We start from the raw sequence: 25,043 nt of genomic DNA, 5'->3' as shown, positions 1-25,043 counted from the left end.
CGACCATGAGGAACGTACGCGCGGTGGCGCGCTACGGCGTGCTGCTCCTGATCACCGCGATCTTCGTGACCCCCCTGGTGTGGATGCTGCTGACGTCGGTGAAGACGTACGACGACGCGCAGCAGGTGCCGCCGGGCTGGCTGCCGAACCCGTTCTCCAGCTACGGCTACGAGCAGATCATCGACAACACGGCGAACCCGGTGCTGCGCTGGTTCGTCAACAGCATGCTCGCGGCCACCCTGCACACGCTGCTGGTGCTGGTGACCGCGTCGATGGCCGCGTACGCGCTGGCCCGGATGCGGTTCCGCGGCCGCAAGCTGCTGTTCGCGCTGATCGTGGGCACCCTGTTCCTGCCGCCCACCTCGCTGATCATCCCGAACTTCATCATCGCCGAGCGGCTGAGCTGGATCGACACGCTCACAGTGGTGATCGTGCCGGGCGCGGCCAGCGCGTTCGGGGTGTTCTTCCTGCGCCAGTTCTTCCTCTCCATCCCGGCTGAGCTGGAGGAGGCGGCGGTGCTGGACGGGGCGAACCACTGGCAGATCTTCCGTCAGGTGCTGCTGCCGCTGTCGAAACCGGCACTGGCCACGCTCGCGGTGCTGTCGTTCCTGACCAACTGGAACGACTTCCTCTGGCCCGTGTACGTGCTGTTCAGCCCGGAACGGCTGACGCTGCCGGCGGGCCTGGGCCTGCTCCAGGGCGCGTACGTGACCGACTACCCCGTCATCATGGCCGGCGCGGTACTGGCCAGCGTGCCGGTGCTGATCCTGTTCGTGCTCGCCCAGCGGCACGTCATCCAGGGCGTGTCCCGCAGCGGCCTCAAGGGATGAGCATCGGACGGACGAGGCGACGCGGCGCGGCGGCACTTGCCGCCGCGCTGCTCGTCGCCGGTTGCGGCAGCACACCAACGTCGAGTACGCCGGAGGACGCGCGCGTGTTCACCAACCCGGTCGTCCGCAGTGACGCCCCCGACCCGCAGGCGATCCGGGTCGGCGACACCTGGTACCTGTTCCACACCAACGCCGGCGGGCGGAACGTGCCGGTTCTCACCTCACCCGACCTGGTCGACTGGACGCCGGCCGGCGACGCGCTGCCGACGCTGCCCGACTGGGCGGACGCCGGGAAGACGTGGGCGCCCGAGGTGATCCAACTGGCCCCGGACCGGTTCGTCCTCTACTACACGGTGGCCGACCGGGCCTCCGGCCGGCAGTGCCTGAGCCGGGCGGTCGCGAGCACCCCGCTCGGCCCGTACGCGGACGACTCGGACCGGCCGCTGGTCTGCCAGGCGGACCTGGGCGGCTCGATCGACGCCAGCCCGTTCCGGGACACCGACGGCAGCCTGTGGCTGCTGTGGAAGAACGACGGCAACGCGATCGGGGTGGACACCTGGCTCTGGTCGCAGCGACTGTCCCCGGACGGGCTGCGGCTGACCGGCCCGGCGGCGAGGCTGCTGCGGCAGACCGAGCCGTGGGAGGGCACGCTGATCGAAGGGCCGTTCCTGCACCGGCACGACGGGAAGCTGTTCCTGTTCTTCGCCGCGAACGCGTACGACAAGGACACCTACGCCGAGGGGTACGCGGTCTGCGAGAGCCCGGCCGGGCCGTGCGTGAAGGCGCCGGAGAATCCGATCCTGCGCGGCAACGACGTGGCCTCCGGGCCGGGGCACGCCTCGATCGTCGAGCACGACGGGCGCACCTGGCTGCTTTACCACGCCTGGCCGCCGGGTCTGGAGGGCGCGACCGACCCGGGCCGGCAGGTGTGGCTGGACGAGATCGTCTGGGAGAACGGCAAGCCGGTGGTGAAGGGTCCGACGGGGTCCGCGCAGCCCCGCCCGTAAGGAAGGGCCCGCCTCAGGGGGTGGGGGCGGGCTCGGGGGTGTCCGAGTGCTCGCGCCGGGCGAGCCGGTTCTTGCGGTGGCCGTACCCGAAGTAGATGACCGCGCCGATCAGCATCCAGGCGAGGAACCGCAGCCACGTCTCGACCGACAGGTTCAAGCTCAAATAGAGGCACGCCACGGCCGTGACGATCGGCAGCACCGGCGAGAACGGCACCTTGAACGGCCGCTCCAGGTCGGGACGGCGCTTGCGCAGGATCGGCACCGCGATCGCGACCAGCGTGAACGCGCAGAGCGCGCCGATGCTGACCAGGTCGGCCAGCGCGGACAGCGGCAGGAAACCGGCGAGCAGCGCCACCGCGACGGTCATGATCCCGGCGATCCGGTACGGGGTGCCCCAGCGCGGGTGCACCTTGGCGATGGCCGGCGGGATGAGCCCGTCGCGGGCGATGGCGAAGCCGATCCGGCCCATGGCCACCAGGTCGACCAGGATCACGCTGGTGAGCCCGGCGACGGCGGCGATGGAGACGAGCACCGCGGCCCAGCCGGCGCCGACCGCCCGGAACGCGGACGCGATCGGCGCGCCCTCGTCGATCTCGGTGTACTTGACCATGCCGACCACGACGAGCGAGACGCCGATGTAGAGCACCGTGGAGATGAGCAGCGTGCCGAGCAGGCCCAGCGGCAGGTCCCGCTTGGGCTTGCGGGTCTCCTCACCCAGGTTCGCCACGGCCTCGAAACCGGTGTACGCGAAGAACACCACTGCGGCGGCGGTGAGCACCCCGACGAAGCCGAAGACTGAGGGTTCCAGCCCGAGGACGGCCTGGGTGACCGGTTGCTTGATGCCGTCGTCCCCGGAGCCGGCCGGCTCGGCGGACGGGATGAACGGGCTGAGGTTGGCGGCCTTGACGAAGAACAGCCCGGCGATGATGACGAAGGCGCAGATCGCCACCTTGACCAGCACCAGCACGTTGGTGACCCGGGCGGACTCGCGGATGCCGACGATGGCGACCACGCCGAGGACCAGCACGATCCCGATCGCGCCGAGGTTGACGACGCTGCCCTCCTCGGCGAACCAGGCGCTGGGCAGGCCGAACAGGTCGGCGAGGTAGCCGGACCAGCCGCGGGCCACCACCGCCGCACCGAGCGCGAACTCCAGCAGCAGGTCCCAGCCGATGATCCAGGCGACGATCTCGCCCATCGTCGCGTACGCGTAGGTGTAGGCGCTGCCGGCGGTCGGCACGCTGCTGGCCAGTTCGGCGTAGCAGAGCGCGGCGAGCAGCGCGACCAGGCCGGCGATGCCGAACGAGATCACCACGCCCGGCCCGGCGCTGTTGCGCGCCTCGACACCGGTGAGCGTGAAGATGCCGGTGCCGATCACGATGCCGATGCCGAAGCCCATCAGGTCGACCGCGCCGAGCCGCCGCCGCAGGCCCGGTTTGCCGTCCTCGCCGTCGGCGTCGCCCTGGGCGAGCACGTCCCCGATCGGCTTGGTACGCAGGACCGACATCTGATCACCTCCCCGCCGTGCGGCCGCCACGGTGGCGGTCTGCGACCGGCTAGCTACCCAGCCGTTTTCCGCTCCAATCCCACACCGCAGGTCTCGGAATCGTCACGATCCGGCCGAGTCGGACGGCGCGGGACATCGATCACCGGCCAAGGTCTTGCGCCGGACACTGATAGATGAAAGTTTCCTACCGGAGGCATGGACAGTGCGGCGAATCTTGCCGCACCCCGCCGCCGATCGTCCCCCCGGACCCGACGAAGGGACCGCACCGCATGAAGGCAACTCGGCTCGGAGCAGCCGCGCTGGCCGCGGCGCTGCTCAGCGCGCTGGTCGCCGGCACGCCGGCGCAGGCCGCACCCGACGACACCAGCACCGCCACTTCCCCCTCCACCGACTGCGTCACCGACCCGGCCACCCCCAAGCGCCAGTTCCGGGCCATGTGGATCGCCTCGGTGACGAACATCGACTGGCCCACAAAGGACTCCTGGACCGCGCCGGACCAGGTGGCCAAGCAGAAGGCCGAATACCTGGCCTGGCTCGACCTGGCCCAGAAGCTCAACCACAACGCCGTCGTGGTCCAGGTCCGCCCGACCGCCGACGCGTTCTGGCCCTCGCCGTACGAGCCGTGGTCGGAGTACCTGACCGGCGTACGCGGCAAGAACCCCGGCTGGGACCCGCTGGCCTTCCTGGTCGCCGAATCGCACAAGCGCAACCTGGAGTTCCACGCCTGGTTCAACCCGTACCGCGTCTCCATGCCCGCGCCCGGCGGCGCCGGCGCCGACCTGTCACAACTGGCCCCGGACAGCCCGGCCCGCCAGCACCCCGACTGGGTCTTCGCCTACCCGCCCGCCGGCGTCGCCGGCAGCCGGCTCTACTACAACCCCGGCATCCCCGAGGTCCGCGAGTTCGTCCAGACCGCGATGATGGACGCGGTCAACCGGTACGACATCGACGGCGTGCACTTCGACGACTACTTCTACCCGTACCCGAGCGGCACCCACCAGGTGCCCGACGACGCCACGTTCGCGGCGTACAACAGGGGCTTCACCGACAAGGCCGACTGGCGGCGGGACAACATCAACCTGCTGATCCAGGAGATGAACGCCAAGATCAAGGCGGTGAAGCCGTATGTGAAGTTCGGCGTCAGCCCGTTCGGCATCTGGCGCAACGCGTCGGCCGACCCGAACGGCTCGGACACCACCGGCTCGCAGTCGTACGACATCATCTCCGCCGACTCCCGCAAGTGGGTCAAGGAGGAGTGGATCGACTACATCGTGCCGCAGCTCTACTGGTACATCGGCCAGTACCCGGCCGCCGACTACGCCCGGCTGGTGCCGTGGTGGGCCGAGCAGGTGCGCGGCACGCGGGTCCAGCTCTACATCGGCCAGGCCGACTACAAGAGCGGTGACCCGGCATACGGGTCGTTCTGGATGAACCCGCAGGAGCTGTCGAACCACCTGACGCTCAACCGGTCGTACCCGGAGGTGCTCGGCAACGTGCACTTCTCCGCGGTGCAGGTCCGGGCGAACCGGCTCGGCGCCACCGACATCTACGCCGCCGAGCACTACTCCCGCCCGGCGCTGGTGCCCACCATGACGCACCTGCCGCGCAAGCCGCTGCTGTTCCCGGTGGTCACCAAGGCCCAGCGGGAGGCGGACGGGGTACGCCTGAGCTGGCGGCAGCCGGCCGACGGCAAGGGTCCGCTCGGCACCGCCGCGTCGTACGCGATCTACCGGTTCGACGGGCACGGCCTGGCCGGGCGCTGCGACTTCGCGGACGCCTCGCACCTGGTCGGCACCGTACGGGCCACCGACGGCGCGGTGCAGTCCTGGGTGGACACCACCGCGGCCGACGGCGCCCGGTACACCTACTACGTGACGGCGCTGGACCGGCTGGCGAACGAGAGCCCGGCAAGCCCGCCGCGCTTCGTACGCTGATTCACCCCGAATGCCCCCGGGCCGCCTCGCCGGTCCGGGGGCATTCGTCTGTTTGGGCGGATGTCAGCGAGCGGTCACCCGCAGCATCGCCCCAGCTCACCCCCTTGATCGACACTTGTCGACATCCGGAGATCCCGGCCACCACCCCCGCGGAGGTTCCCGTGTCCCGTCGCCTCGCCACCACCCTCGCCGCCGGAACACTCGCCCTGCTCACACTGCTCGGCCTGGCCACACCGGCCACCGCCGCGGTGAGCACCCAGCAGAAGCTGTCCGTCCTGACCAGCTGGACGCAGACCAGCGCGTCCAGCTACAACGCCTGGAACAGCGCCCGGCAGAACCGGGCCCCCTGGACCGAGTACGGCTTCGACTGGTCCACCGACTACTGCTCGTCCAGCCCGGACAACCCGATCGGCTTCAACTTCAAGCTCTCCTGCTACCGGCACGACTTCGGCTACCGCAACCACAAGGCGATGGGCGTCTTCTCCGCCAGCAAGTCCCGGCTGGACAACGCGTTCTACGCCGACCTGAAGCGGGTCTGCGCCACGTACAACGCGGTGGTCCGGCCCGCCTGCTACAGCCTCGCCTGGACGTACTACCAGGCGGTGAGCGTCTTCGGTTCGGTCGCCGCCGTGTCCCAGGCCGACCTCGACCGCGCCGCCCGGATGAAGGCCGACGCGGAACGCCGCGCCGCCGCACGCGCCTGACGCGCCACGCGGGGAGTCCGCCGCACGGCGGGCTCCCCGCCGCCCTCGGGGAGGCCGGCGGGCTCGCCCGCCTCAGCCCGCCGTGCTGCGCGGCTGGAACGCCGGCCAGGAGCCCTGCGCGGTGAAGCCGAACCGGGGTGAGTCGGCGGCCAGGTCCGGGTGCTCGACGTGCAGCGCCAGCGCCGCCACCTCGTCCAGCCGCAGCCCCGCCCCGGCGCCATAGGCGGCGTCGAACGCCTCGTCGCCGAGCACGCGGCGCAGCTCCGTCTGCCGGGCTGCCCAGTACGGGCCGTATATCCCCGGCGTGGCCCGCAGGTTCGACCGGGTGGCCTGCGCCGCGCCGAACAGCCGGGCCGCGGAGAGCGCGTCCCCGGCCAGCGCGCAGCGCACCGCTATCGCGTTGATCGTGTCGCAGGCCCGGCCCAGGTAGCCGTGGCTCATCCGCGACCGCAACGCCACCAGCAGGTGCTCGTGCGCCGCGACCAGATCACCCCGGGCCAGCGCCACCATCCCGAGCAGCATGTCCACCGAACGACCGCCCCGCTCCGCCGGCCGGGACGCCTCGACCGGGCGGGCCGCGGCGAGCACGTCGGCGGCCTCGTCCAGCGCGCCCCGGCGCCAGAGCAGCTCGGCCAGGTTGTAGACGGCGAGCAGCGCGTCCCCGACCACGTCCTGCGCGTACGCCCAGTCGATCACCTCACGGCAGATCCGCTCCGCCTCGGCGAACTGGCCCATGTCGACAAGCGGCGCGGCGCGCCCGGCCAGCACCCGGGCCAGCAGGCCCCGGTCGCCGGACTGCCGGGCCGCCGCCTCGGCCCGCTGCGAGTACCGCAACTCCTCGCCGAACTCACCGTCCGCGCCGGCGTGCAGCGAATGCATGTGGTACGCGGCGGCCAGCTCGGCCTCCGGCATCACCTCACCGGTCTCGGCGAGCCGGCCGTAGAGCCGGAACAGCCAGAGCCGCCCCTCCCGGGCCAGCCCGCGCTCCCGCCACCACTGGTCCAGGTCCCCGGCCAGGCGCAGCCCCGCCCGGGCGCTGCCGCCGGTGGCGCACCAGCGCAGCGCGGCCCGCAACTCGCCGGCCAGCGGGTCCAGCGCGTACAGGGAGAGCGTCACCGGGCGGCCGTCGGGCCCGAGGCATGCCCGGTCCAGCGCGTGCCGGCACCAGTCCACGTGCCGGTGCCGGGCGCTCTGCTCCTCGCCCGCCTCGACCAGCCGCCGGGCCGCGTACGCCCGGATCGGGTCGAGCATCCGGTACGTGCTGCCCGAGGCGTGCGGCTCGGCCAGCACCATCGACTTGTCCACGAGCACCGAGAGCGGGTCGAGCGGGTCCTCGCCGAGCAGCCACTGCACGGTGGGCAGGTCCACCGGCCCGGCGAACACCGCCATCCAGCGCAGCAGCCGGGCCGACCGCGCGCCGAGCGTCCGGTACGACCAGGTGACGGTGGCCTGGATGGTCAGGTGCCGCTCGCTGGCCGAGCGCTGCACCGCGCGGCTCGCCGGGGTGGGCGGCGCGGCGCCGGTGGCCGCGGCCACCAGGTCCACAGTGTCCTGCTGGTTGCCGCTCCAGCCCGCCTCCACCGGTGGCGGCTCCGCCGTCTCCCGTCCCGCGTCGAGCGTGCCCAGCATGTCGTCCAGCCGCTCCGCCAACTGCCCGGCGGAGAGCACCCGCAGCCGGGCCGCGGCCAGCTCTATGGCCAGCGGCAGCCCATCCAGGCGGCGCACCACCCGGTGCAGGTCGGCCTGCTCGGCCGCCTCCGGCGCCCGCCCGCCCCGCGCCACGGCCGTGCGGTCCAGCAGCAACGCCACCGCGTCGCTGCCGCCGTCGGGACCCTCGTCCACGGACAGCGGCGGGATCCGCCACACCACCTCACCGGGTACGCCGAACGACTCCCGGCTGGTCGCCAGCACCCGTACCCCCCGGCCCCCGGCCAGCAGACGGCTGATCACCTCGGCCGACGCCGCGGTCTGGGCGTCGCAGGTGTCCAGCAGCACGAGCATCCGGCGCGGCGCCGCGTACTCGACGAGGGTGTCGAGCATCGGCCGGCCGGGCTCCGGGCGGAGGCCGAGCACGGCGGCGATCTCGAACGCCACGAGCCCTGGGTCGGTCACCGCGGCGATGTCGACGAACCAGACCCCGTCCGGGTAGTCCTCGACGATCCTGGAGGCCAGCTCCACGGCCAGCCGGGTCTTGCCGGCGCCGCCCGCGCCGAGCACCGTCACCAGGCGGTACGCCTCGACCAGCCGGCCCAGCTCGGCGCGCTCGGCCTGCCGGCCGACGAACGAGGTCACCTGGGTGGGCAGGTTGTGGGCCGTCGCGTCGGCGGTACGCGGACGCGGGAAGCGCCGCTCCAGCCCGGGCGCGACGAGCTGGAACAGCCGCTCCCGGTCGTCGAAGCCGCGCAGCCGGTGCAGGCCGAGGTCCAGCAGGGACACGCCGTCCGGCAGTGGCTCGGCGTGCCGGGCGGTGGCGGCCGAGCAGAGCACCTGCCCGCCGTGCGCGGCGGCGGCCACCCGGGCGGCCCGGTGCACCTCGGGGCTGGCGTACTCGCCGTCGCGCGGTTCGGCGTAGCCGGTGTGCAGTCCCATCCGGACCCGGGGCGTGGCGTCCGGGTTGGGCCACTCGTGACCGGCGAGCGCGCGCTGCGCGGTCAGGCAGGCGTGGACCGCGGTGGCGGCGTCCGGGAACGCCAGGAAGAACGAGTCGCCCTCGGTCAGCAGCTCCGCCCCGTCGGTGCCGGCGAGGGTGTCCCGCAGCAGCCGGCGATGCTCGTGCAGCACCGGCCGGTAGACCGGACCCAGCATCCGGGCCAGCCGGGTCGAACCTTCGATGTCGGTGAACACGAAGGTCACCCACCCGCTGGGGAGGTGGTGTCCTGGCGACATACGTCGAACCTCCGCCCGCTGACGTCGGGTCCATGCTGCCCTATGATCGCGCCGTCACGCATCGTGAGAACGGTTGGGCGGATTCCGACCCAAGGTGCCAAAAGATCACACGGGCGGCAAGAGCCGGTTCGACCCGCGGGACGAGCGGCGGAAACTCAGCAGCCGCAGGACCCGCCGCAGCAACCTCCACCGCTGGGAATCCCACCGGTCGGACCGGATCCACCACGCCCCGTGACGGCGACAGCGGACAGCAGCTTCACCGTGTCGGCGTGACCCTGCGGGCAGGTGGCCGGCTCTGCGGCCTCGGCCATCGGACGGTTGACCTCGAAGGTGTCGCCGCAGGCGCGGCAACGGAACTCGTACCGGGGCATGGCATCAGCGTACGGCCGGGCCTGACGTCGTCACACGGATGGGTGATACTCGACGGGTGGTGGACGGCGAACGGCGAGCGACGGCCCGGCCCCTGCGACCCGCCGCGCCGCCCGACGGCGACGCCCGGCCCGTCCCGCGTCCCCGTCGCGACCCCCTCCCTCCGGAGCGCCCCGCCGACTCGGACGCCACAGCCGGCAAGCCGAGCACGGACGCAGGCGCGTACCCGAAGCCCGGAGCCGACGCGGGCGCGAAGCCCGGGGCCGACGCGAAGCCGGACGCAGACTCCAAGCCCGACGCGGCCACAGGCGCGAAGCTCACCGCGGGCGCAGACGCCAAGCCGGACGCGGACTCCAAGCCCGACGCGGGCGCCAAGTCGCAGCCTGAGCAGGACGCGAAGTCGGAGCGCGCGCCGGATGCCGGAGCCGACGCGGGTGCCCCGTCCGGTGAGAAGGCCGAACCGAAGGCGAAGGCCGAGGCGGCAGGCGACGCGCAGGCGGGCGGCGGGCGGCGTCGGCGCGTGCCGTTCGCGCACGCCGTCCGCACCCGGCCGCGGCAGCTCGCCGTCGGCGCGGCCAGCGCCACCCGCGCCTGGTCCCGCCGCCCCGCCGGGCGGACCGCGCTGCCGGCGCTGTTCCTGCTCGCCCTGGTCGGCGTCGCCACGACGGCCGGCGCGGTGATCGTGCCGGCCGCCGTCGGCAGGCCGGCGTCGGTCGACGAGGCCCTGCCGGAGCCGAGCGTGGCGCGGACCGCCGCGCCCGCCGCGACGCCCCTGTTCCCGGACCCGTCCGGACTGCCCGGCACCGCCGCGCCGACCGGAACGCCGCTGCCCGGCGGCGCGACCGTCGCCCCGCCCACCGGTCGCCCCGCCGACGCGCTGGCCGACTGGGCGAGGCGGGTCAGCGCGGTCACCGCCATCCCGGTGGTGGCGCTCCAGGCATACGCCTACGCCGAGTTGGTGCTCGCCCAGACCAACCGCGCCTGCCAGCTGAGCTGGACCACGCTCGCCGCCATCGGGCACGTCGAGTCCGGGCACGGCTCGGCCAACGGCGCCACGCTCGGTCCCGACGGCCGGGCGCTGCCGGAGATCAAGGGGCAGCCGCTCGACGGGCAGGGCGGCCGGTCCCGGATCCTCGACACCGACCAGGGGCAGCTCGACGGCGACCGCGTCTACGACCGGGCGCTCGGCCCGATGCAGTTCATCCCGACGACCTGGCAGGAGATCGGCGCCGATGCGGACAACGACGGCGTGAAGAACCCGCACGACATCGACGACGCGGCGCTGGCCGCAGGCCAGTACCTGTGCAAGGGCGGCCGGAACATGACCATCCCGGGCGACTGGTGGGGGGCCATCCTCTCGTACAACGATGTGCGCCGCTATGCCCAGGCCGTCTTCGACAAGGCCGACGAGTACGGCAGGCTCAGCCGCAACGTGAGGTGACCGCTCGCGTACATTCGCGGACTGAACCCTTCCCCCCGGCAGCCGTTGACGGCAAGCTAGACGGGTGATGGTGCGCGAGTGGAACCCTCGGACCGCCTCGTCCGCCGAGATCGCGTCCCTGCTGGACACGCTGAACGCGGTCCTGGCGGCCGACCTGCCGCAGGACCCGCCCTGGCGGGAGAGCTCCATGCGGGAGTACCTGTCCGAGGTGATGCCCGGCGAGCGGCGGATCTCCTGGGTGGCGCAGGAGGACGACGCTCCGGACGGCACGCCCGGAGCGATCGTCGGGCACGTGCACGTGCTGCTGCTGGGCGGCATCGGCGTACTGGAGGTTCTGGTGCACCCGGCGCTCCGGCGCACCGGGCTCGGCCGTGACCTGGTCCGGGTGGCCGCCCGGCGGGTGTGGGACGAGGGCTTCCAGTCGATCGGCGTGGAGGTGGTCGGCGACACCCCGGCCGTGGCGTTCTACGAGTCGCTGGGCTTCACCCGCGACTATGTGGAGACGCGCAGCGTGCTCGACCTGCGTACGGTGGACTGGCCGGCGCTGACCGAGATGGCCGCCGAGGTGGGCGCGGGCTACCGCGTGGAGTTCTGGCCGGGCGGGCCGCCGGACGAGTTGATCGAGGCGTACGCGCGGGCCAAGGCCGAGGTGCGCGACTCCGACGACGTGGAACTGCGGCCCAGCTCCTACGACCCGGACCGGCTACGCGACAGTCTCGCGACGTTGCACCGGCGCGGCATGAAGCCGTACATCGTGCTGGCGCTGCACGAGCAGACCGGGGACGTGGCCGGGCTGACCGAGGTGGTGGTGCCGGCGCAGCACCCGACCCGGGCGGACCAGTACGACACGATCGTCGTCCACGACCACCGTGGTTACGGCATCGACCGGGCCATCAAGGCGCGGATGCTGCTGGAGCTGCGCTCGGCCGAGCCGGAGGTGGTCGAGGTGCAGACCTGGAACGCGCAGGACAACGAGTCGATGCTGAAGGTCAACGCCGAGCTGGGCTACCGCCCCGACCGTGACTGGTGCGAGTACGGAGTGGACGTCGCCGAGCTGGTGCACCGGCTGGACAGTCACCGCTGACCGTTCACCGGACGGCCATCGAAGGGGCTGGACGGTGGACCCACGAGACCCTTAACGTTCGTTAGTTCCTGTCCACCCACCGTGGAGGCCCCATGCGCCCGCGCCGCACCCTCGCCGCGCTCGCGACCACCGCCGCCGTCACCCTCACGGCGATCGCTGTCGCACCCCCCGCGGCCAGCGCCGCGCCAACCGACCTGCTCATCTCCGAGTACGTCGAGGGGTCGTCCAACAACAAGGCCGTCGAGCTGTACAACGGCACCGGCGCCCCGATCGACCTGACCGCCGGCGGCTACCAGCTCCGGCTCTACTTCAACGGCTCCAGCACGTCGACGAACGTGGCGCTGACCGGCACCGTCGCCGCCGGGGACGTGTTCGTCTTCGCCGCCGCGTCGGCCGCGCCCGCGATCCTCGCGCAGGCCGACCAGACGTTCGGCGGGTCGTTGTTCAACGGCGACGACGCGATCGTGCTGCACAAGGGTGACACGGTGGTCGACTCCATCGGCCAGGTCGGCGTCGACCCGGGCACCGAGTGGGGCAGCGGGCTCACCAGCACCGCCGACAACACGTTGCGCCGGCTGCCCTCGGTGACCGCCGGCGACACCGACCCGACGGACCCGTTCGACCCGGCCGCACAGTGGGCCGGATTCGCCACCGACACGTTCGACGGGCTGGGCAGCCACACCGTCGGCGGAGGCGGCCCGGTCGACCAGCCGCCGACGCTCGCCTGCGGCGGCGCGCTGACGCTGTCGGCGGGCGCCACCGCGACCCGCGAGGTGACCGCCACCGACGCCGACGACACGATCACCGACCTCGCGGTCACCGCCGTCGCGCCGGCGCCGACGAGCGGCTCGATCAGCCGTACCGCGTTCACCCCGGCCGCCGCGGACGGCGGCACGGCCACCGCCACGCTGACCGCCACCGGCCTGCCGGCCGGCAGCTACGCGGTCACGGTGACCGCCACCGACGACGACGGCGACACCGCCACCTGCACGCTCAGCGTGCAGGCCACCAGCGTGCTGTCGATCGGCGAGGTGCAGGGCCGCACCGGCGACGACGAGGACGGCCGCGCCGACCGGTCGCCGCTCGCCCCGGCCAGCGGCAACGGCACCAGCTCCACGTTGTACGACGTGCGCGGCGTCATCACCGGCATGTCGCTGACCCGCAGCTCGGCCGGCGCCGACCAGTGGGGCTTCTACCTGCAGAGCCGGCTCGGCACCGAGGACGGCGACCCGCTCACCTCCGACGGTCTCTTCGTCTTCATGGGCTCGTTCACCACGCTGATCGGCGGGTACGCCCCCACCGTCGGCGACGAGGTCGTGCTGCGCGGCCGGGTCTCCGAGTACTTCAACCAGACCCAGCTCTCCAGCGCCTCGCTGGTCCGCAAGCTCGACTCCGGCCTCGACGTGGACACGGTGGTCCGGGTCGACGACGCGATCCCGCCGGCCGAGGCGGCCGCCGCCGACCTGTTCTGGGAGCGGCACGAGGGCGAGCGGATGCGGGTACGCGCCGGTAGCGGCGTCTCCGCGCCCCGGCACATCTACTCCTCCACCGCCGACTCCGAGATCTACGTGCTGGACCGGGAGGACCCGGTCATGAAGCGGTCCGACCCGTACGCCCGGCGGGTGTTCCGGGACGCGCACCCGCTCGACGACATCCCTGGCACGCTCTTCGACAACGGCAACAACCAGCGCATCCTGCTGGGCGCCGGCGGCGTGAAGGCGACCGCCGGTGACTCCCACGCGCTGCTGCCCGAGGCGCGGACGTTCGACACGCTGACCGAGGACGCGTACGGCTCCGTGTCGTACGCGTTCAGCAAGTACAGCGTGCAGCCCGAGCAGCTCACCCTGACCGGTGGCGCGGACCCGGCCGCGAACCACCCGCCGCAGCCGGCCGACCGCGGCAGCGAGGTCGCGATCGCCACCTACAACGTGGAGAACCTGTACGACTACCGGGACGACCCGTTCGACGGCTGCGACTTCGCCGGCAACACCGGATGCACGGGGGTCAGCCCGCCGTTCGACTACGTGCCGGCGAGCCAGGAGGCGTACGCCGCCAAGCTGGCCGCGCAGGCCCGGCAGATCGTCAACTCGCTGCACAGCCCGGACCTGATCCTGGTGCAGGAGGCCGAGGACCAGGACATCTGCTCGGTGGTCGACGGCGCTCTGGCGTGCGGTGACACGAACAACGCCGACGGCGCTCCGGACACCGTGCAGGAGCTGGCGCTGGCCATCGCGGCCAGCGGCGGCCCCGCCTACGCCGCCGCGTACGACCGCACGGGCGCGGACGCCCGGGGCATCGCCTCGGCGTTCCTCTACCGCACCGACCGGCTCACGCTGGCCGAGGCGACTGCCACGGACCCGCTGCTGGGATCCGCGCCGACCGTCCAGTACCGCTCGGCGGCGCTTGCGTCCAACACGGACGTGCAGAACCCGAAGGCGTTCAACGCGGTGCTGCCCGCCGACGTGGACCGGTCGACCGGCGTGGACGGCAGCAACGTCTACACCCGCGCCGCCCAGCTGGCCCGGTTCACCGTCAAGGCGGCGCCCGGCTCGACCGAGCGGTTCACGCTCTGGGCGGTCGCCAACCACTTCTCGTCCGGGCCGGACAGCCGGGTCGGGCAGCGCCGCGAGCAGGCCGCGTACGGTGCCGCGATCGTCCAGGCCGTCGAGGCGAGCGACCCGAACGCCCGGGTGGTCTACGGCGGCGACCTGAACGTCTTCCCCCGCCCGGACGACCCGATCGCCACCGCCCAGCACCCGACCCCGTCGGACCAGCTCGCCCCGCTGTACGAGGCCGGGCTGCACAACCTCTGGGACGACCTGGTGGCGGACGCGCCGGCGTCGGCGTACTCGTACACCTTCAGCGGCCAGGCACAGACGCTGGACAACCTGTTCGTGAACGCCCCGATGCACGACGACCTGGTGCAGGTACGGACGGCACACATCAACGCCGACTACCCGACCGACGCGCCGGAGCTGGGTGACCGGGGCGCCAGCGACCACGATCCGCAGGTGGCGAGGTTCCGGTCGCGCGCCTCGCTGCGCGTGGCCGACACCTCGGTGGCCGAGGGCGACAAGGGCACCCGCGCGATGACCTTCACGGTCACCGTGTCCCGCCCGCTCTCCGAGCCGGCCCTGATCTGCGCGACCACCTACGGCACGACCGCCCAGGCCGGGTCGGACTACGACCCGTACGTGGGCTGCAAGCTGCTCCCCGCGGGCCAGACGTCGCTGACGTTCCCGGTCACCGTGCGCGGCGACCGCAAGCGCGAGGCGGACGAGAAGCTCACGCTGTACGTGGCGGGTGTGCCGGGCCTGCGGCTGGCCGACCCGTCCGGCGTCGGGACGATCCTGAACGACGACTGACAGGTGTTGCGCGGGGCGGCCCGTCGATTCGCTCACGGGCGGATCGGCGGGCCGCCGCGGTATCCGCACCGCTGCGGATCCGGCGGGGACGGCACGTTCCGGTACTTGGCCACCCGCACCTCCCACTGGCTGCGGCGGCGCAGCGCGTCCCTGACCGCCCGGTCGCGGTAGAAGGTCTCCGGCGGACGGGCCAGCCCGTACCGGTCGGCCCACCACTCCCCCGGTTCCGGGTCGGTGACAACGTCGAGGTGGGACGGGTACCGCCGCTCCGCGCCGTCACGCAGGTCAGCCCGGTCCCGCATCGGTTTGAGCACCATGCCGGCCTCGTCGACGACCACGAGCCGGAAACCGGCTGTGCCGATGATGCGCGACAGCATGGCCAGGCTCGGGGTCAGACTGCCCGCCTCGATGCGACCGATCGTGCTCGGATGCACGTTGGCGAACCGGGCCAGCTCACGTTGGCTGGCGTCGGCCCGACGACGCACCGCCCGGACGATCCCCGCCGCCGGGAACGGGACGTCGAACGGCTCGGTGAGCAGCGCCGGCCCGCCCTCCTCTCCGTCGACGGAAGTTGCTTCCGGCGCGGCGCGGGCGCGGGCACCTGTGTCGGCGGCCGCCTCCGGCCCGGTGTCGGCGATGTCTGTCACGCCGCCCACGGTCCCGCCCGGCGCATCGGCCCGGCAACCCCGCTCCCCGCCCTTGTGGAAAACCCGGCATCCGGCGTCCAACCAAGCTGCGCCGCACGCCGACCGCGCCACCCAAGGCACACGGAGCGTGACATCACTGCGCGTTAACGGACACCGCCGAAGCAAGATGGAACAAAGGGCACCGGACCCGACATAAACATCCAGGAAAGCATGACCAAGGAGGACCACCTCGGCGGACTTTGCTCTGCAGCCATCGAGGCAACACTCACGCTTCGTGACAGTTGCGCCCATGGCTGCAGAGCAAAGTCGACCGGAGGCAATGTCGCGGTCCACCCCAAGAACTACCGAGAGTCACCGTGCCCCGCTGTGGACGACGCGGGGCACCGCAGCCACCAGCGGCGAACCACGCATCTCGCCGACGCACGGCGCGGGGCCGTTCAGGCCCGACGACAGGCCGGGCGAGGGTCAGTAGCGTTCGCGCAGCAACTGGGCCGCCTCGACCGCCCAGTAGGTGAGGATGATCTGCGCGCCGGCCCGGCGGATCGAGGTGAGCGTCTCCAGCATCACCCGCTCCCGGTCGATCCAGCCGTTCGCGGCGGCCGCCTCGACCATCGCGTACTCGCCGGAGACCTGGTAGGCGGCGACCGGGACGTCCACCGCGGCCCGGACCGCCGACACCACGTCGAGGTAGGGCAGCGCGGGCTTGACCATCACCATGTCGGCGCCCTCGGCCACGTCCAGCTCGACCTCGCGCAGCGACTCGCGCAGGTTCGCCGGGTCCTGCTGGTAGGTACGCCGGTCGCCCTCCAGCGCCGACTCCACGGCGTCGCGGAACGGGCCGTAGAAGGCGGAGGCGTACTTGACCGCGTACGCGAGCACCGAGACGTCCCGGTGCCCGGCGGCGTCGAGCGCCTTGCGGACCACGCCGACCTGGCCGTCCATCATCCCGGACGGGCCGACCACGTGGACCCCGGCGGCGGCCTGGGCGACCGCCATGTCGGCGTACGCGGCGAGCGTGGCGTCGTTGTCCACCCCGCCGTCCGGGGTGAGCAGGCCGCAGTGCCCGTGCGAGGTGAACTCGTCCAGGCAGAGGTCGCTCATCACCACAGTCGCGTCACCGACCTCGGCGATCACGTCCCGGATCGCCACGTTCAGGATGCCCGCCGGGTCGACACCGCCGGAGCCGGTCTCGTCGCGCGTCGCCGGCACCCCGAACAGCATGATCCCGCCGACCCCGGCCTGGACCGCTTCGACGGCGGCCTTGCGCAGCGAGTCCCGGGAGTGCTGGAGCACTCCCGGGAGCGACGCGATCGCCCTCGGCTCGGTCAGCCCCTCCTTGACGAACATCGGCACGACCAGCTCGGCCGGGTCGACGCGGGTCTCGGAGACCAGCCGCCGCACGGCCGCGTTGCGGCGCAGCCGGCGGGGCCGGATCTCGGGGTACGGCATGGGAGCCTCCTGTCAGCGGAACCTCAGGGCGGTCGGGCCCTGCACCTTGGAGCCGCGGCGCTGCTTCGCCGGCATGGCGGCGAGCTTCTCCCGCAGCTCGACGGCGTAGGCGGCGAGCGCCTCCACCAGGTCGGGCACCGAGGCGTGCGGCGGCTGCACGTCGACCCGCAGGCCGAACTCGGTGGCGGTCTCCGCGGTCTTGGGCCCGATCACTGCAACAACCGTGCGGGCGTGCGGCTTCCCGGCGATACCGACGAGGTTCCGCACCGTGGACGACGACGTGAACAGCACCGCGTCGAACCCGCCGGACTTGATCGCGTCGCGGATCTCGGCCGGCGGCGGCGCCGCGCGCACCGTCCGGTACGCGGTCACGTCGTCGACCTCCCAGCCCCGCTCGGTGAGCCCGGCGGCGAGGGTCTCGGTCGCGATGTCGGCGCGCGGCAGCAGCACCCGGCCGACCGGGTCGAGGACCTCGTCGTGCGGCGAGAACTCGGCCAGCAGGCCCTCGGAGGACTGCTCCCCGGAGGGGATCAGCTCCGGCTGGATGCCGAACGCGCGGACCGCCTCGGCGGTGGCGTCCCCGATACAGGCGATCTTGACGCCGCCGAAGTGGCGGGCGTCGAGACCGTGCTCGGCGAACTTCTCCCACACCGCCCGGACCGCGTTGACCGAGGTGAAGATGACCCAGGCGTACCGGCCGTCGACCAGGCCCTTTACCGCCCGCTCCATCTGCGCCGGGGTACGCGGCGGCTCGACCGCGATGGTCGGCACCTCGCACGGGATCGCCCCGTACGCGCGCAGCCGCGCGCTCATCACGCCGGCCTGCTCCTTGGTGCGGGGCACCAGCACCTTCCAGCCGTACAGCGGGCGGTTCTCCCACCAGCTCAGCTTGTCGCGGTCGGTGACGGCCGCGCCGACGGTGAGCACCACCCGGCCGGTGAAGCCGAGCGCCGCCGCGACGAAGGAGTCGACTGTCGACGTGGTGGTGTACTGCGTCTCGCCGGTGCCGTCGCCGGTCACCCCGACCGCTGTGGTGCCGTCGACCCCGGCGGCCAGCAGACCGTCCCGGACGGCGGCCAGGTCACCGGCGTCCACGGCGAGCGCCAGCGAACCCCGGCGCACTGCGGTGGCGAGCGCGTCGAAGTCGAGCGCGGTGACGTCCTCGACGTCGGCGGCGGTGCGTACGCCCGGCAGCGGGACGCCCGCGTAGGTGGCGACGCCCTCGGCCTGGCCGACGCCCGGCACCACCTCGAAGTGCGCGGCGGTACGCGCGACCGCCTGCACCTCCTTGACGACCGAGTCGTGGCCGAACGGGTCACCGGAGACGAGGTGCACGGCGTTCTGCCCGGCCCGGGCCGCGGAGATCAGCACCTTCGCCACGTCCCCCGGTACGCCCTCGGCGGGGCTGAACTCGGCGTCGGGCCGGGCCTGGACGCGGACGTGCGCCAGGAGCGACTCGGGTACGCCCCGGTCGTAGACCACCTGGTCGGCCTCGACCAGGGCGTCCAGCGCCCGGCGGGTCAGCAGGCCGGGGTCGCCGGGACCGGCCCCGACGAAAGCGATCTGGCCTACGGGCTTACGGGTGCGGGTCATTCTGTGCTCCCAAGTTGCTGGGTCCCCGGGCCGGCCTGTACGTCCTGGCCGAGGATCGAGTCGGCGCCGAGTTCGAGGAGTTCGGCGGCGAGTGCCTTGCCGATCTCCGCCGCGTCGGCGGGCGTTCCGGTGCGGGACAGTCGGAGGTCACGGGTACCGTCCGGGCTGATCACCGCACCGCGCAGGTAGATCTCGTGAATCACGTCGCCCTCGTCGGTGGGCTCGCCTTCGGCGAGGACGGCGTACGCGGCCACGGGTGCGCTGCATCCGGCCTCCAGGGTGGCCAGCAGCGCCCGTTCCGCGGTGATCGCGGCGCGGGACGGCTCGTGGTCGAGCAGCGCGAGCATCTCGATCACGTCCTGGTCGTCGGCCCGGCACTCGACGGCCAGCGCGCCCTGAGCGGGCGCGGGCAGCATGAGCATCGGGTCGAGCGTCTCGGTGATGGCGTCGGCGCGTCCGATCCGGTTGAGCCCGGCGCGGGCCAGCACGACGGCGTCGAGGTCGGCGTCCGGGCCGAGCACCCGGCTGAGCCGGGTGTCGATGTTGCCCCGGATCGGGGTGACCTCCAACTGCATGCCCAGCGCGTGCAGCTGGGCGATCCGGCGCAGCGCGCCGGTGCCGACGCGGGCGCCGGGCGGCAGCTCCGCGAGGGTACGACCGTCCGTCGCGACCAGCGCGTCGCGCGGGTCCTGCCGGGGCGGGACGGCCGCGACGTGCAGGCCGGGCGCCGTCGCGGTGGGCAGGTCCTTGTACGAGTGCACGGCGAAGTCGATCTCACCGGCGGTCAGCGCGTCGCGCAGCGCGGACACGAACACGCCGACGCCGAGTCGCTGCACCGGGGCGGTGGACTTGTCGCCTGCGGTCACCACCTCGACCAGCTCGACCGGGCGGCCGGTGGCCGCGGTGAGGGCTTCGGCCACGTGGCCGGACTGGGCCATCGCCAGGGCGCTGCCCCGGGTGCCGAGGCGCAGTGGGGCGGTCATCGCGCACCTCCGGTGGGCGGGATGTCGGCGGCGTCGAACGACGGCCGCCCGTCGAGATCGGTGGCGACCACGTCGGGAACGGTGTCGACCGGGGACGTCTGCGGGACGTCCAGGTCGAACAGCTCGCGCAGCAGCGCCGCGTACTGGTCGCCGCCGGGCTCGGCGGCGAGCTGGCGGACCCGTACGGTCGGCTGGTGCAGCAGCCGCTGCACGACCCGGTGCACGGTGCGGGCCACCTCGGCCCGCTGGTCGTCGCTGAGGTCGGGTCGGCGCTGGCCCAGCCGGCGCAGCTCGGTGGTGACGACGTCGTCGGCCCGGCCGCGCAGGGCGGCCACTGTCGGCGCGACGTCGGCGCCGCGCAGCCAGCTCAGGAACGACTCGACCTCACCGGCCACGATCCGGGCCACCTCGGCGGCGTCGGCGGCGGCGGGCCCGTCGGCGAGCACGGTGGCCATCCGGTCGATGTCGATCACCTCGACGCCGGGCAGCTCGGCGACGCCCGCCTCGACGTCGCGCGGGACGGCCAGGTCGAGCAGGACAAGCGGGCCCCGGTCGGCGTCGCGGCGGGCCAGCGCCCGGGTCACCACGTCGCGGGTGAGCACCGGCTCGGTGGCGGCGGTGGCGGCTACCACGACGTCGACGTCGGCGAGCGCGGTGATCAGCTCGGCCATCGGGACGGCGGACGCGCCGTACGACTCGGCGAGCCGGACGGCGCGGGCGGCGCCCCGGTTGGTGACGGTGAGCGGGCCGGCGCCCAGCCGGGACAGCGTGGCCACGCCCAGCGAGCCCATCGCGCCGGCGCCGACGATCATCGCGGGCCGCCCGGCCAGATCGCCGTCGAGCAGGTCGGCGGCGAGGTCGAGGGCGGCGGTGACGACGCTCTGCCCGGCCCGGTCGATGTTGGTCTCGGCGTGCGCGCGCTTGCCGACCCGCAGCGCCTGCTGCATCAGCTCGTGCAGCAGGCGGCCGGCCGAGTCGGCGCCACCGGCGGAGTGGTAGGCGTCGCGGAGCTGGCCGAGGATCTGCGCCTCGCCCACCACCATCGAGTCGAGCCCGGCGGCGACCCGGAAGACGTGGTCCACGGCGGCGGCGTCGTAGTGCACGTAGAGGTGCGGGGCGAGCGCCGCCGGCTGGCAGCCGGCCTGGTCGGCCAGGACCGCGCAGATGTCGCCGAGTCCGCCGTGGAACCCGGAGACGGCCGCGTAGACCTCCACCCGGTTGCAGGTGGAGACCAGGACGGCCTCGGCGACGTACGGCTGGGCGATCAGGCGGTCCAGCGTCCGGGTGAGGTCTGCGGGCGGGACGGCGAGCTGTTCCAGGGTGGCGACCGGTGCGGTGCGGTAGGACGCGCCGACGACGAGCAGTTTCACGTGCCGATCGCCTCCTGGGTGTCGGTGGCCGCGAGCCCGCCGGGCAGAGCGGTGAGGGCGGACCCGCCGGTGGCGGGAAGCGCGGTCAGCGATGCCTTGCGGTGCTCGTGGAAGGACAGGATCTGCAGCTCGATGGCGAGGTCGACCTTGCGCACGTCGACCCCGTCCGGGACCGAGAGTACGCAGGGAGCGAAGTTGAGGATGCTCGTCACGCCGACGGCGACCAGCTGATCGGCGACCGCCTGGGCGGCCGGCGCGGGCGTGGCGATGACGCCGATCGAGATCGACTCCTCGGCGACCACCTGGGACAGCTCGTCGATGTGCTGGACGACGAGCCCGTTGATCAGCTCGCCGACCCGGGACCGGTCGGCGTCGAGGAGAGCGGCGATGCGGAAGCCGCGGTTGGCGAAGCCGTCGTAGCCGGCCAGCGCGTGACCGAGGTTACCGACGCCGACGAGCGCGACGGCCCGGCACTGGGTGAGGCCGAGCACCGAGGAGATCTGGTCGACCAGCAGCGCCACGTCGTATCCGACGCCGCGGGTGCCGTACGAGCCGAGGTGGGACAGGTCCTTGCGGAGCTTCGCGGAGTTGACGCCGACGGCGTTCGCGAGCCCTTCGCTGGACACCGTCTCGTGGCCGGAGTCGGCCAGCGCGTGCAGCGCACGCAGGTATTCCGGGAGCCGTGACACGGTCGCCTCGGGCAGGTCCGGAAGCGCCGGTACGGCACCGGTGCGACCGGGCGCGCCTGGTTGACGGTGCTGACTCATGAGACTCCGTGCGGTGCGATCCTCGACCAGCGACGAGGGCCGGTCGTTTCGGGACTCCCGCTGGCGACCGATGTTGCCGGCTGTGCTAGCAGGGCGCGTCGGAACTACAGAGTAGGCGCTTGTGAAGAGGTGCACAAATCGCGATCTTGAAAGCTCGCGACGCGCCTTCACCTGCCCCTCCATTCTCGCAAGATCGATCGACCGCATCCCTTGGCGGCGCGTGGCGATTATTGCTCAATCCCGACTTCCCTGACCAATCGCGCGCGGTCCGTAGCGCTCCGTCACCGGTGCGGCGAGGCGAGGCTCACGTTTTGCAGTAGGGAGAACCCCACCGCCAAGAGGCCAGCGTGCGGGATGGGTCGGCAGGTCGTACGCCCATAGCCTCGAACCATGACCGCCGCGCCACTGGCCACCGCGCCCGCCCCGATGTCACCCGTTCTCGGCCTCCTGCGCCGCCTCGGACGGGACTCCGCCTACGTGATCCTCGGCCTTCCGCTGGCGATCGTCGGCTTCGTCCTCGCCGTGGTCGGGATCTCACTGAGCGCCGGGCTGCTGGTGACCACGCTCGGCCTGCCGATCCTCGCCGGCTTCCTGTACGCCACCCGCGGGCTTGCCGACATCGAGCGGCTCCGGCTCGCCGGGGTGCTGGACCGGCCCCGGGTACGCCCGGTCTACCGCAGGCCGGAGCCGGGCGCCGGGTTCTGGCGGCGGGTGTTCACCCCGATCCGGGACGCGCAGTCGTGGCTCGACCTGCTGCACGCGTTCGTCCGGCTGCTCGTGGCGGTGCCCACGTTCGTGCTGCTGGTGGTCTGGTGGGTGCTGGCCCTGGGCGGCACGCTCTACGTCGTCTACGACTGGGCCATCCCACGCGGCGTCGACGACCAGGACCTGAGCCAGCTCCTCGGGATGGGTGACGGCGCGGGCGCGCGGATCGCCCTGAACACCGCTATCGGGCTGTTCGCCCTGTTCACCCTCCCGCTGATGGCGCGCGGCTGCGCCCGGCTCCAGGCCGGGCTGGCGTACTCGCTGCTCACCGGCGTGGCCGAGATGCGACAGCGGATCATCACGCTGGAGGAGCAGAAGCGGGCCGCCGCCTCGGCCGAGGCGGTCGCCCTGCGCCGGCTGGAGCGCGACATCCACGACGGCCCGCAGCAGCGGCTGGTCCGGCTCGCCATGGACCTCGGCCGGGCCCGCCACCAGCTCGCCACCGACCCGGAGGCGGCCCGGCAGACGCTCGACGAGGCCGTGGCCCAGACCCGGGAGACGCTGGACGAGCTGCGCGCCCTGTCCCGCGGCATCGCGCCGCCGATCCTGGTCGACCGGGGCCTGCCCAGCGCGCTCGCCGCGCTCGCCGCCCGCGCGCTGGTGCCGACCGAACTGGTGGTGGACGACGATCTGGGCACCGCCGCCGGCCGGCTCGACCCCGGGATGGAGAGCACCGCGTACTTCGTGGTGGCCGAGGCGCTGACGAACGTGTCGAAGCACAGCCGGGCCGGCGCCTGCCGGGTCGAGGTGACCCGGAAGGTGGGCCGGCTGGAGATCACTGTCACCGACGACGGCGTCGGCGGCGCCCACCTGGCGAAGGGACACGGGCTCAGCGGCATCGCCGACCGGGTCCGGGCGGCCGGCGGCACGCTGGACGTGACCAGCCCGGAGGGCGGGCCGACCCGGATCCACGCGGAACTGCCGAGGTGATCGCGGTCCCGGGCCGCCGCGCGGTGACGCGGCGCGCCCGGAATGCGGGCCGCCGGGCGGGACCCGGGTCCGGGCGTGATAGACACCGGACCCATGCGTGTGGTGATCGCGGACGACGCCGTACTGCTCCGGGAGGGGCTGATCCGGCTGCTGACGGAGTACGGGCACGAGGTGGTGGCCGCCGTCGGTGACGGTCCGGCCCTGGTCGAGGCGGTGGTGGCACACCGCCCGGACGTCTCGGTGGTGGACGTGCGGATGCCGCCGTCACACACCGACGAGGGACTGCGTGCCGCGGTGGAGGCCCGCCGCCGGGTGCCGGGCACTCCGATCCTGGTGCTGTCCCAGTACGTCGAGGTGTCGTACGCCGACGACCTGCTGGACACCGCGGGCGGGGCCGGCGGCGGGATCGGCTACCTGCTCAAGGACCGGGTGGCGGCGATCGACGAGTTCCTGGACGGCCTGGCCCGGGTGGCCGCCGGCGGCACCGTGCTCGACCCGGAGGTGATCAGCCAGTTGCTGGTCCGGCGGCGGCGCGACGACCCGCTGGGCTCGCTGACCCCGCGCGAGCGCGAGGTGCTGGCGCTGATGGCCGAGGGCCGCTCGAACACCGCGATCGCCCGCGCGCTGGTGGTGAGCGACGGGGCGGTCGAGAAGCACGTCCGCAACATCTTCACCAAGCTCGACCTGCCGCCGGACGCCACCACCCACCACCGGCGGGTCCTGGCCGTCCTGGCCCACCTGCGCGCCTGACCCCGGTCAGGGCAGCGTGCGGGCCACTGTCACGGCGTCGGTGAGCGTGTCGGCGGCCGGGTGGCCGCTGGCGCGCAGCTGGTCCGGGTCGGAGAGGCCCCCGGTGTAGAGGACGCAGCGGGCGCCGACCGAGGCGGCCGCGTCGGCGTCGTCGAGCGAGTCGCCGATCAGCACCACCTCGTGCCCGCCCAGCCCCAGCTCCGCCAGGTGCTTCTCCAGCCACTCGGCCTTGCGCCCGCCGCCGACGGTGGCGCGCAGCCCGTCGACCCGGCGGAAGTGCGGGGTCAGCCCGTACGTGTGCACCGTCGGCACCAGCTCGTCGTGGAACCACATGGACAGCAGCGACTGGCTGCCGTGCCAGGACTCGATCGCGGTGGTGGCGTCGGCGGCCAGCGCGCAGGTGGTCAGCCCGGCCCGGTACGCGTCGTGGAAGACGCGGTCGAGCGTGCCGAACGCGTCGGCATCCACGGCCCGGCCGAGCATCTCGGCGTAGTAGTCGGCGATCGGCCGCCGGAACCGCACCCGGTGCTCGGCGGCGGTGACCGCCGGCCCGCCGGCGCTGGCGAAGGCGACGTTCGTGGCCTGGACCACCAGGTCGAGGTCGTCGAGGAGCGTTCCGTTCCAGTCCCACACGAGGTGGCGTCGCATACCCGTCACCCGAG

General features: G+C 73.1%; 19 protein-coding genes. 9 read left to right on the top strand and 10 right to left on the bottom strand.

What is annotated here, in order from left to right; genetic code table 11:
• Positions 1–5 precede the first annotated feature (5 nt).
• Positions 6–830: a carbohydrate ABC transporter permease gene (locus ACSDG8_RS20340; protein ID WP_210896823.1), complete on the top strand. Its 825-nt coding sequence runs from the start codon at positions 6–8 to the stop codon at positions 828–830.
• On the top strand, positions 827–1,837 hold the full coding sequence (locus ACSDG8_RS20335; RefSeq protein ID WP_210896825.1) for a glycoside hydrolase family 43 protein: 1,011 nt from the start codon (positions 827–829) through the stop codon (positions 1,835–1,837). Before ACSDG8_RS20340 ends, ACSDG8_RS20335 begins: the two co-directional genes overlap by 4 nt.
• A gap of 13 nt (positions 1,838–1,850) precedes the next feature.
• Here the strand turns inward: ACSDG8_RS20335 and ACSDG8_RS20330 are convergent, their stop codons facing one another.
• Positions 1,851–3,344, bottom strand: coding sequence for an amino acid permease (locus tag ACSDG8_RS20330; protein WP_210896827.1), 1,494 nt, complete (start codon positions 3,342–3,344; stop codon positions 1,851–1,853).
• 269 nt (positions 3,345–3,613) lie between these two features.
• On the opposite strand from ACSDG8_RS20330, the gene ACSDG8_RS20325 reads away from it, so the two are divergent.
• Complete coding sequence (locus ACSDG8_RS20325; protein WP_210896829.1) at positions 3,614–5,278, top strand: glycoside hydrolase family 10 protein; 1,665 nt, start codon at positions 3,614–3,616, stop codon at positions 5,276–5,278.
• Between the two features lie 161 nt (positions 5,279–5,439).
• A complete protein-coding gene (locus ACSDG8_RS20320) occupies positions 5,440–5,982 on the top strand; it encodes a phospholipase (protein ID WP_210896831.1) in 543 nt (180 codons plus the stop codon).
• Between the two features lie 72 nt (positions 5,983–6,054).
• On the opposite strand, the gene ACSDG8_RS20315 is transcribed toward ACSDG8_RS20320, so the two are convergent.
• Both ACSDG8_RS20315 and ACSDG8_RS20310 read right to left on the bottom strand, forming a co-directional pair.
• Entirely contained in the window at positions 6,055–8,868 is a 2,814-nt protein-coding gene (locus ACSDG8_RS20315; RefSeq protein ID WP_210896833.1) for an ATP-binding protein, read from the bottom strand.
• A gap of 155 nt (positions 8,869–9,023) precedes the next feature.
• Positions 9,024–9,239 (bottom strand): FmdB family zinc ribbon protein, encoded by a 216-nt coding sequence (locus ACSDG8_RS20310; protein WP_073829034.1) that lies wholly within the window; start codon positions 9,237–9,239, stop codon positions 9,024–9,026.
• Positions 9,240–9,277: 38 nt separating this feature from the next.
• Between ACSDG8_RS20310 and ACSDG8_RS20305 the strand changes: the two genes are divergently transcribed.
• The 3 genes from ACSDG8_RS20305 to ACSDG8_RS20295 all read left to right on the top strand — a co-directional run bounded on the left by ACSDG8_RS20305 (position 9,278) and on the right by ACSDG8_RS20295 (position 15,127).
• Complete coding sequence (locus ACSDG8_RS20305) at positions 9,278–10,678, top strand: lytic transglycosylase domain-containing protein (protein WP_247688062.1); 1,401 nt, start codon at positions 9,278–9,280, stop codon at positions 10,676–10,678.
• 67 nt (positions 10,679–10,745) lie between these two features.
• A complete protein-coding gene (locus ACSDG8_RS20300; protein ID WP_210897011.1) occupies positions 10,746–11,762 on the top strand; it encodes a GNAT family N-acetyltransferase in 1,017 nt (338 codons plus the stop codon).
• A gap of 92 nt (positions 11,763–11,854) precedes the next feature.
• Entirely contained in the window at positions 11,855–15,127 is a 3,273-nt protein-coding gene (locus tag ACSDG8_RS20295; protein WP_210896835.1) for a lamin tail domain-containing protein, read from the top strand.
• Positions 15,128–15,159: 32 nt separating this feature from the next.
• Here ACSDG8_RS20295 and ACSDG8_RS20290 read toward each other — a convergent pair whose 3' ends face one another.
• From ACSDG8_RS20290 to ACSDG8_RS20265, 6 genes are all read right to left on the bottom strand, one after another.
• Complete coding sequence (locus ACSDG8_RS20290) at positions 15,160–15,774, bottom strand: helix-turn-helix domain-containing protein (RefSeq protein ID WP_307856121.1); 615 nt, start codon at positions 15,772–15,774, stop codon at positions 15,160–15,162.
• Between the two features lie 465 nt (positions 15,775–16,239).
• Positions 16,240–17,223 (bottom strand): porphobilinogen synthase, encoded by a 984-nt coding sequence (gene hemB / locus ACSDG8_RS20285; protein ID WP_030502884.1) that lies wholly within the window; start codon positions 17,221–17,223, stop codon positions 16,240–16,242.
• 12 nt (positions 17,224–17,235) lie between these two features.
• A complete protein-coding gene (locus tag ACSDG8_RS20280; protein WP_210896839.1) occupies positions 17,236–18,816 on the bottom strand; it encodes a uroporphyrinogen-III synthase in 1,581 nt (526 codons plus the stop codon).
• Positions 18,813–19,799 (bottom strand): hydroxymethylbilane synthase, encoded by a 987-nt coding sequence (gene hemC / locus ACSDG8_RS20275; protein WP_210896841.1) that lies wholly within the window; start codon positions 19,797–19,799, stop codon positions 18,813–18,815. Before hemC ends, ACSDG8_RS20280 begins: the two co-directional genes overlap by 4 nt.
• Positions 19,796–21,169: a glutamyl-tRNA reductase gene (locus ACSDG8_RS20270; protein ID WP_210896843.1), complete on the bottom strand. Its 1,374-nt coding sequence runs from the start codon at positions 21,167–21,169 to the stop codon at positions 19,796–19,798. Before ACSDG8_RS20270 ends, hemC begins: the two co-directional genes overlap by 4 nt.
• The gene (locus ACSDG8_RS20265) at positions 21,166–21,936 is read right to left on the bottom strand and encodes a redox-sensing transcriptional repressor Rex (RefSeq protein WP_210896846.1); all 771 of its coding nucleotides are present in this window, start codon (positions 21,934–21,936) and stop codon (positions 21,166–21,168) included. The genes ACSDG8_RS20270 and ACSDG8_RS20265 overlap by 4 nt, the downstream gene beginning before the upstream one ends.
• Positions 21,937–22,326: 390 nt before the next feature.
• Between ACSDG8_RS20265 and ACSDG8_RS20260 the strand changes: the two genes are divergently transcribed.
• Together ACSDG8_RS20260 and ACSDG8_RS20255 are read left to right on the top strand one after the other, a co-directional pair.
• Positions 22,327–23,631 (top strand): sensor histidine kinase, encoded by a 1,305-nt coding sequence (locus ACSDG8_RS20260; RefSeq protein WP_210896848.1) that lies wholly within the window; start codon positions 22,327–22,329, stop codon positions 23,629–23,631.
• A gap of 93 nt (positions 23,632–23,724) precedes the next feature.
• On the top strand, positions 23,725–24,381 hold the full coding sequence (locus tag ACSDG8_RS20255) for a LuxR C-terminal-related transcriptional regulator (protein WP_210896850.1): 657 nt from the start codon (positions 23,725–23,727) through the stop codon (positions 24,379–24,381).
• Between the two features lie 6 nt (positions 24,382–24,387).
• Here the strand turns inward: ACSDG8_RS20255 and ACSDG8_RS20250 are convergent, their stop codons facing one another.
• Positions 24,388–25,029, bottom strand: a complete 642-nt coding sequence (locus ACSDG8_RS20250; RefSeq protein ID WP_210897013.1) for an HAD family hydrolase — start codon at positions 25,027–25,029, stop codon at positions 24,388–24,390.
• Positions 25,030–25,043: the final 14 nt, after the last annotated feature.

This window comes from Micromonospora sp. LA-10, from assembly GCF_051853095.1.
GTDB lineage: Bacteria > Actinomycetota > Actinomycetes > Mycobacteriales > Micromonosporaceae > Micromonospora > Micromonospora echinospora_A.
This window is presented reverse-complemented; position numbering and strand designations above follow the sequence as displayed.

Excerpts from the sequence above, each read along its gene's own strand:
- ACSDG8_RS20330 (WP_210896827.1), bottom strand. The coding sequence starts at position 3,344 with ATGTCGGTCCTGCGTACCAAGCCGATCGGGGACGTGCTCGCCCAGGGC.
- ACSDG8_RS20325 (WP_210896829.1), top strand. The coding sequence starts at position 3,614 with ATGAAGGCAACTCGGCTCGGAGCAGCCGCGCTGGCCGCGGCGCTGCTC.
- ACSDG8_RS20335 (WP_210896825.1), top strand. The coding sequence starts at position 827 with ATGAGCATCGGACGGACGAGGCGACGCGGCGCGGCGGCACTTGCCGCC.
- hemC (WP_210896841.1), bottom strand. The coding sequence starts at position 19,799 with ATGACCGCCCCACTGCGCCTCGGCACCCGGGGCAGCGCCCTGGCGATG.
- hemB (WP_030502884.1), bottom strand. The coding sequence starts at position 17,223 with ATGCCGTACCCCGAGATCCGGCCCCGCCGGCTGCGCCGCAACGCGGCC.
- ACSDG8_RS20340 (WP_210896823.1), top strand. The coding sequence starts at position 6 with ATGAGGAACGTACGCGCGGTGGCGCGCTACGGCGTGCTGCTCCTGATC.
- ACSDG8_RS20265 (WP_210896846.1), bottom strand. The coding sequence starts at position 21,936 with ATGAGTCAGCACCGTCAACCAGGCGCGCCCGGTCGCACCGGTGCCGTA.
- ACSDG8_RS20310 (WP_073829034.1), bottom strand. The coding sequence starts at position 9,239 with ATGCCCCGGTACGAGTTCCGTTGCCGCGCCTGCGGCGACACCTTCGAG.
- ACSDG8_RS20315 (WP_210896833.1), bottom strand. The coding sequence starts at position 8,868 with ATGTCGCCAGGACACCACCTCCCCAGCGGGTGGGTGACCTTCGTGTTC.
- ACSDG8_RS20260 (WP_210896848.1), top strand. The coding sequence starts at position 22,327 with ATGACCGCCGCGCCACTGGCCACCGCGCCCGCCCCGATGTCACCCGTT.
- ACSDG8_RS20255 (WP_210896850.1), top strand. The coding sequence starts at position 23,725 with ATGCGTGTGGTGATCGCGGACGACGCCGTACTGCTCCGGGAGGGGCTG.
- ACSDG8_RS20295 (WP_210896835.1), top strand. The coding sequence starts at position 11,855 with ATGCGCCCGCGCCGCACCCTCGCCGCGCTCGCGACCACCGCCGCCGTC.
- ACSDG8_RS20305 (WP_247688062.1), top strand. The coding sequence starts at position 9,278 with ATGGGTGATACTCGACGGGTGGTGGACGGCGAACGGCGAGCGACGGCC.
- ACSDG8_RS20300 (WP_210897011.1), top strand. The coding sequence starts at position 10,746 with ATGGTGCGCGAGTGGAACCCTCGGACCGCCTCGTCCGCCGAGATCGCG.
- ACSDG8_RS20280 (WP_210896839.1), bottom strand. The coding sequence starts at position 18,816 with ATGACCCGCACCCGTAAGCCCGTAGGCCAGATCGCTTTCGTCGGGGCC.
- ACSDG8_RS20250 (WP_210897013.1), bottom strand. The coding sequence starts at position 25,029 with ATGCGACGCCACCTCGTGTGGGACTGGAACGGAACGCTCCTCGACGAC.